Origin of the sequence: Stieleria sp. (assembly GCF_041595215.1) — a bacterium.
Classification (GTDB): domain Bacteria; phylum Planctomycetota; class Planctomycetia; order Pirellulales; family Pirellulaceae; genus Stieleria; species Stieleria magnilauensis.
The window spans coordinates 1-7,106 of record NZ_JBFHKV010000378.1; the positions used below are offsets into that span (position 1 = coordinate 1).

4 protein-coding genes are annotated in these 7,106 nt (G+C 60.1%); 1 reads left to right on the forward strand and 3 read right to left on the reverse strand.

The genetic code is table 11. The features are described 5' to 3' along the window. Positions 1-69 precede the first annotated feature (69 nt). The 3 genes from ABX749_RS15640 to argC all read right to left on the reverse strand — a co-directional run bounded on the left by ABX749_RS15640 (position 70) and on the right by argC (position 5,404). The gene (locus tag ABX749_RS15640; RefSeq protein WP_372896799.1) at positions 70-3,105 is read right to left on the reverse strand and encodes a VWA domain-containing protein; all 3,036 of its coding nucleotides are present in this window, start codon (positions 3,103-3,105) and stop codon (positions 70-72) included. A 192-nt stretch (positions 3,106-3,297) separates the two neighbouring features. Next, positions 3,298-4,350 (reverse strand): type II CAAX prenyl endopeptidase Rce1 family protein, encoded by a 1,053-nt coding sequence (locus tag ABX749_RS15645; RefSeq protein WP_372896800.1) that lies wholly within the window; start codon positions 4,348-4,350, stop codon positions 3,298-3,300. A 7-nt stretch (positions 4,351-4,357) separates the two neighbouring features. Further along, entirely contained in the window at positions 4,358-5,404 is a 1,047-nt protein-coding gene (gene argC, locus ABX749_RS15650; RefSeq protein ID WP_372896801.1) for an N-acetyl-gamma-glutamyl-phosphate reductase, read from the reverse strand. Between the two features lie 451 nt (positions 5,405-5,855). On the opposite strand from argC, the gene ABX749_RS15655 reads away from it, so the two are divergent. After that, the coding region (locus ABX749_RS15655; protein ID WP_372896802.1) for a zinc-dependent metalloprotease family protein at positions 5,856-7,106 on the forward strand (1,251 nt) is incomplete at its 3' end.

Genomic DNA, 7,106 nt, shown 5'->3' on the forward strand with positions numbered 1-7,106 from the left:
CACACGTCAACCATCGCACTGGTAAGCAATTCGATTAAGTTCAACGTTTGGTCTAGCTGTGACCCGGAACTACTCGCCCTTGTCTTTGCGGGCGCGGCGTTTGGCTTCCAGCAACCGTTCGGTGTAGCTGGTTTGTTTTGGGGCTTCGACGGATTTGGTTTCCGTCAAGGCGGATTTTGCTTGCCCGATGTCGGACAACTCGACCACCTCGTCAGACGATTCGACGCGGGTCGGTTCAAATCGCACGTTGGCCCGGCGTTTCTGCAAATCCTCGTCGATTTGTGATTTGTTCTTTCGCAGCGCGTCCAGCCGCGTGACGACTTCGGCAGCGGAGTCTTGTTCGCCGCGCATCTTTTTGATCGTCCGGCCGACCCAGCCGAAATCAAAGGCGATGCGGCGCACCATGACGTCGCCGAGGAACAGGCAGCAACCGCCCAGCACGAACCAGGGCCAGGCGTCTCGGATGCTGCGTGCCAGTGCCAACCCGCCGCGAAACGCGTTGGTTTCCACTAGCTCTTCGCTCGCCCGGTTCTCCAGCGGCGCGGTGACTTCGCCGACCGTTCCGCCGCGCGGCTCGGTCGCCGCCAGCGACTCGATCAAAGCCAGGTTGGTTTCGCGGACGCGGTACTCGTCACTGTAGGGCACGGTGACACCGGTCGTCAGCGGCGCGGCGCCGGGGCCAGGGACGACGTTGACGAAATAGCTGCCCGCGGTCGTTGCCGGGAACGAACCGACATAGCGTCCGGGGGCTGCTTGTCGCATGCTCAGCGGAATCGGATTCAAGTTCGCATCGAGTGCGGTCGCGTTCATCTCCAGGAAATCCAGAAACGAATCATCGTTGGCCAGCGCGTTGACGACGACTTGGACCTGGCCGTCTTTGACACTGGTGGCGATCGTGAATTTTCCCGTGTCACCGGTCGGTCGCATCAGCCAACGTACCAGCTGGCTATAGAATTTGTCGTAGTCGGCCCAGTCGTTCCAGGCGCTGGCCCAACGCGCCCCGGCATCGGTCGTCAACACCGCCGTTCGTCCCAGCCCATACGTCCACGCGGCCAGGATCGTCGCGTTTTCCGGTTGGTCCGGCTTGGGCGATTGAATCAACACCTGCGCCAGCGGACTGTCTTTGGTCTGCGTCATCACAAACCCGGTGACCGGCGGCAGAACGCGATCGATCCCGTCGAGCAACGCATGCGGGAAGATGACTTCGGGGACCGCGCCGCCGGGCGGTTCGTACACCAGCGGTTTAGAGACACGACGCGCTTCACGTTGAAAGATCCGTGGCAAGGCGCGACCCGATTTGACGCTGTAGTACTTGCCGCCGGTTTGCGTCGCGATCTTCTGCAGACGCTGACTGCCTGCCAGGCCGTGCGAGGCCACCGCAACGGTGCTGATCGTGATGTTGTTGTTTTTGAAGGCGGCGATCGTGCCGGGCATGGGGTCGCTGGGGTCGCCATCGGAAATGATGATGCAGTGCTTGACCGACGCCGGAGCCGACGAAAGCGATCTCACCGCCATCTTCATCGCCGGATCAAATTGCGGCATGTCGCCGGGCGTCATCTTGCTGATCCGGGCCAGCATGTTGCGGCGGTTCGGGCCGACTTCCAACAACCCCGGCGACGACGGATAGCCGCCCCACAGCCACGCATCGCCACTGAAATTCCAGTGCAGCACGCCGGCCAGATCCGACGGACCGAGTTGTTCGATGGCGGATTTGCAGATCACTTTTTGCCAGTGGTTCCCATCGGCCATCTCGCTGGCATGCATGATCAAGGCGAGCGCGCCGACCGCTTGGACCTTGGCGTTCTTGATCTTGAAATCAACCGGCATCGCTTTTTCGATTTCCGATCCCGTCCAACCGCCCGCACCAAACGCTTCCGGCCCACCGAGCATCAGCAATCCGGCGCCGAGCTGTTGCGTGTTGCGGACCAGCATTTCAATTTGCGGGTCGGTAAACGAAACGATTTCGTTTTCATTGCTTCCCGAGACACGTGGAACGCCGGCCAGGATCACGGCGTCATAGGCTTGCAACTCGGCGAGCGAACCGAACAGGTTGTCATTGGTTTGTGTGACGACTTCGATGTTGTTGTCTCGCAACCGGCCGACCAGCAAATCAAAATCGCCCAGACGACTTCGGTCTTCGATCATCAACACGCGTCCTTGACCACGCACGTGCGTGTAAGCCGTCGCACTGTTGTTCTGACGCAATCCGTCGTCGTCCTTGCTGTCGGGAACGAACTCTGCTTGATAGATGTACGGTGCCGGTTGATCGATCGTGTGCCGCAACGGAAACACGTTCTTGCCGGGGTCCAGCGTGATGTCCTGTTCCAACAAGATCGATTCGTTGTCGCCGACTTTCTGTTTGACACGAATCTTGCCCTTGGTCGGTTCGCCGCCCTCGGGTGTCGCGTCGGTGTAGTTGTTGACGACGATCCTGGCCTCGAACGGTTGCCCCTTGCGAATGTCGCTGGGCAAGTCAATCTTCTCGACCAACACTTCGCTCTTGGCATCGAGCATCACCGGAACCACATCGATGCCGATGCCTGCCGCCGCGACTCGCGCGACCAGCTTTCTCGCTTGGCCGAGGTTCTCGTTGCCGTCGGTGACCACGACGATCCGCCGCGCGGTGTCTTCGGGCATCGTCGCTTGGGCCAGATTCAACGCCGATTCCAGATTGGTCGCATCGCTGCGATCCATCAAGCTCTCCAGACGTCGCAATCGAATCTCATCGTCAAACGGCGGGATCTCGATCGACGCGTCGCGGCCGAACACGATGATGCCGGCCTTGTCTCCGCGACGGCCGTCACGATGGCGTTTGACGTTGCGGACCACAAAGTCCAACATCACCTGGCGTTTGGCGCTGGGAATGCTTTCGGATTGATCCAGCACGTACATCACCGTGATCACGTCACTGACGCGAACCAGTTGCACGCCCGCCAAGGCAAAGACCAAAATCGTCCAAACCAGCGTTCGCAGCAGCAATGCCAACGCACGCCGGGTCTTGCCCAGTACACCCAAGGATCGGAATCCCAGGTACCACAATACCGGCAACGCCAGCATCAACCACAAAAAAATCGGATGCTCAAAGCTGAGGCGATAGGGCAACATGTCGGCTTGGGTGCATGGAGAGCAGAAAACGCTGGCCGTTTCCATCTGTCAAAGCAATTAGCTTAACATCTCACGCCCGGACGGGACGCGCCGATTTGCGATTTCAAACCGCGGAGAATCAGTGCCGGATCATCCCACCGCTTTTTCGCTCGCTACCAAACGGCCGCTGTCGGTTGGGAACGGCCGCTCTCGCTACGAAACGGCCGGTTCGGGCGTCAGCCGCACCGGCGGTGGAACGGGCAGACGCCACATCGCCACCGCGGTCAACAGCGCTCCGAGCAGCCCCAAGCCGATCACCACCAACAGAAACAGAGCCATTTCAGGCGACGGATCCTGGTCCTGAGTCTCCGGCCCCAGCACGACCGCAAACACGCTGATCGAATTGTTGACGAAGTGACCGAGCATGGTCGGGATCAACGAGGCACTGCGCCACGCGATCACGCCCAAATACACGCCCAACGGAAACACGGCGATGATGTGAATCAAATCCATGTGGAACACGGCGAACAATGCCGAGGATAGAAAAATTCCCAGCGCCGGACCGATGCGACGGTTCAGCCGCGTCTGCACATAGCCGCGAAACAAAAACTCTTCGCAGAATGCCGGCGTCGCGCCGATCAAGATCGCCAGCGGGATCAGAAATCCCGTTTCTCCGTGCCCGCGAAAAATATCAGACATCATCTTCAGGCTCTCGCTCTCTTCCATCAGAGAACCGACCGCGATCGATGAGATGAAACCGATCAGCGGCGTCGTCAACGCGGCGGCCACCCATGCCCATAGCGGCCAATGTCCCCGGACCAATGACAACCGCTTGGAAAAACCGACCGGCGACAACGCGGCGGCGATCAAGGTCGGCAGAACCAACGCCAGCTGCGGCGCGACGACCAATAACAGCAATCCGACGCGGGACGCGGACACCGTTTGCATCGCCTCGGCACTGACCATCATCCGTGGACTGAACTCGCCGTGGACGACATAAAACGCCACCACCATCATCACCAGACTGGACAGCAGAAACGCGACCAGCGAGATCAACGGCAGCAACAACGAGGGCCAGATCCGCGGTCGATCCCGGCCGACCGGCGATGGCGGCAAATCTTCTCGTCCAACCGCGCCCGGCGACTCCCCGATCGCAGACTCTCCGAGCGCAGGCTCCCCGAGCGGTGACTCCCCCGCTGAAGCATCCCCAGACGTTGGGTCGACGGCGTAAGGATTGTGCGGCTGTTCGCCGTAGGATTCTCGCATTACTGATTTAGCCTAGACCGGATTGTTGGTCATATCCGAACATCACGTTCATGTTCTGCACCGCGGCGCCGCTGGCGCCCTTGGACAGATTATCAATCGCCGACAACAGCACCAACCGCTCGCCCGAGCGACGCACCGACATCTGAACATAGTTTGTTCCCGCAACATGTGCGGTGGCGGGCAGGTGATCCACGGGGGTCACGAAGGGACTGTCGGCGTAACAATCGCGCCAACACTGCATGACCCGGTCAACCGCAGCGTTGCTCGATCCGCCCGCCGATTCCGTGGCCAACCCCTCTGATGGACGGACGTAAATCGTCGACAGAATGCCGCGACTCATCGGGGTCAGGTGCGGCGTGAACAACACTTCGATTTCGGGCCCTGCAATCCGCCCCACCAGATCCTCGATCTCCGGCTGGTGACGATGACAGCCGACCGAGTAGGCGGCGATCGATTCGTTCGTTTCACAGTACAGTGTTCCGACCTTCGCACTGCGACCGGCGCCGCTGACCCCGCTTTTGCTGTCAATGATGATGTCGTCGCCGCGGATCAGTCCCTCGCGAATCAACGGGGCCAACGGCAGAATCGCGCTGGTCGGGTAACACCCCGGGTTGGCCACCACGTCGGCACCCGCGATCTCCTCGGCAAAAAATTCGGGCAACCCATACACGGTCTTGCCGACCCGCTCCGGCCAGGGGTGCTTCACGCCGTACCATGACTCGTAAACGGACAACGAGGAGAGTCGGAAATCGGCGCTGAAATCGATCACGCGGACGCCGACATCGACCAGTTGCTTGACCGTCTCGGCCGACGCCGCATGGGGCAGACAGCACATCGCGACGTCACAGCGTTTGCCGATCCGAACCGGGTCCAATTCCTCCAGTTCCAGATCCAGACGCCCGGCCAACGAAGGATGCACCGAAGCGATCGGGTTGCCCGCTTCTGCCCGCGCCGTCGCGATGGCCAGTTCGGCGTGGGGGTGATGGGTGAGCAATCGGGCGACTTCCAATCCGGTGTATCCGGTGGCACCGATCAGGGCGACAGATAGCGACATGGAGCGGTTTTCAGTTCGGGAAAAAAGGGGACAGAAACATCATTTCGTCGCACCCGCGCGAGGAGGGCAAGCTTCGGGCTGCTGCGATTCATGGGGGGGGCCGTAGGCTTGCGCCAAACGGCTGCTATTCATTTGACATCACCGGGTTCGCGCCTGCGATCGGGCACCCCCGCCGGCTTCGATTTGGCGGCAGGGCCGACGGTCTATTTTTGCACGCTTCGGCGATTTCGATCGTCGGTAACGAGACAAATGACCATTTGGCACCGGAAAGGCATTACGTTAAAGGGGTTGTGATACGGTTCACGCTGTTTTTTTCGGGCGCTTGCACGTGCGCAGTTTCCTGCAAAGCTAGCCGAATGTGACGCGGTTCGCGACCAGGAATCTGCACGTCCACTTGTCATTTGTACGCACGAAATCATCACTCACGATGCGCCGGGTCCACAGAGGTTGGTTGAGCCGCCTGAGCTACCAAAAACTCGAATCACGTCGCTTGTTGGCGGCGCGACTGGGTTCTGCTGCCGATGACCCGCTGGGCGATTACGAAACCGATGCCCGGTTGATCGAGCGATTTTATGGCCCGCTGGCTCCCGGTCGCCCGGTCCCACCGATCCAGGGGATCGCGCCGTTGGTCGGTGAAGGTCGCGGCGATGAAACCCCCGGCAATACAATTCCAGACGGCGACTTCCCAGTCGCTTCCGAAGGCGGCGACGACGGCCTCAGCGAGTCCGCTCTGGTTTCCTTGGACGAAACGTTCACGCTGCACAGTCGACCGGATTCCAATTTCACGATCTACCTGGACTTCGACGGACACACGACGACCGACACGAGCTGGAACACCGGCTACGGATTGTCGGTGATCGAGCACCCGAACTATTGGGGCGGAACGGGAGCAGACTTTTCTGATGCACGGCTGGAGTTGATTCAACAGATTTGGCAAATCGTCGCCGAGGATTTCGCGCCGTTTGACGTCAACGTCACCACGCAGGAGCCCAGCGATCTGGATGATCTTCGCTACAACGGCAGCCAAGACACGCGATGGGGCACACGCGTGGTGATGACGAAGGATACCTTTGCCAATTGCAGTTGCGGCGGTCACGCCTACCTGGGCTCCTTCGATGATCGACAAGACGAACCCGCGCTGGTCTACAACAACGGTCTTAACACGGGCAGCGAAACGGCCAGCCATGAAGTCGGTCACCAACTGGGGCTCCATCACGACGGCTCCGGCAGCAGGACGTACTACAGCGGACACGGCAGCGGATCCACCGGTTGGGGACCGATCATGGGATCGCCGTTCAGCAAACAGGTCACCCAGTGGAGCAAGGGCGATTACTACGACGCCAGTCGGACCGATGAAGATGACTTGCAACGGATCACCCGCAGTTCCAATTTCCCTTACACCGCGGACGACCACGCCAACGATCCTTCCTCCGCCTCGCCGCTCCGCGAATCCGGTTCGGTCGCCGTCGATGCGTTCGGCATCATCGAACGAAACGACGACGTTGATTGGTTTCAATTCTCCACCGGTGGTGGCAACGTCTCGCTGCAGATCGATGTACTCGATTACAAACCGAACCTCGACGTGTGGGCGGGACTGTACGATTCCTCGGGCACCTTCCTCGTCGATTCCAATCCCCAAACATCGCTGTCGGCTTCCCTGCAAGACATTCCGCTTGCCGCAGGTGATTATTTCCTCAAGATC